Consider the following 277-nt stretch of genomic DNA (forward strand, 5'->3'; position numbering starts at 1 on the left):
GTGTACTCACCGCCACCGCTGTAGCCTCCAGAGCCGGATCCTCCGTAGCCTGAAACTTATGTTGGAGGAAGAAACGCATCGGGAGAACAATCACATACCACCTCCTCCACCGGAGGGCTTAGCGTTGGCATGGTTGACCTTGATTCTTCTGCCCTCAAAGTCCTGATCGTTCAAATTCTGGATGGCATTATCCGCCTCGTCAGACGAGGAGAAGGTCACGAAGCCAAAGCCACGAGAACGGCCGGTGTCACGGTCCCTCATAACGATGGACTAAAAG

The 277-nt window shown here is 54.2% G+C and carries 1 protein-coding gene; it reads right to left on the reverse strand.

Features of this window, described 5'->3' with window-relative positions; genetic code table 11:
- Window positions 1-90: 90 nt before the first annotated feature.
- Window positions 91-261: an RNA recognition motif domain-containing protein gene (locus tag KMS84_RS42970; protein ID WP_368860723.1), complete on the reverse strand. Its 171-nt coding sequence runs from the start codon at window positions 259-261 to the stop codon at window positions 91-93.
- Window positions 262-277 lie beyond the last annotated feature (16 nt).

This window comes from Streptomyces hilarionis (assembly GCF_024539675.1).
In the GTDB taxonomy this organism is placed as follows: Bacteria; Actinomycetota; Actinomycetes; order Streptomycetales; family Streptomycetaceae; genus Streptomyces; species Streptomyces hilarionis.

Coding starts and splice junctions, on each gene's coding strand:
- KMS84_RS42970 (WP_368860723.1), bottom strand. CDS start 261: ATGAGGGACCGTGACACCGGCCGTTCTCGTGGCTTTGGCTTCGTGACC.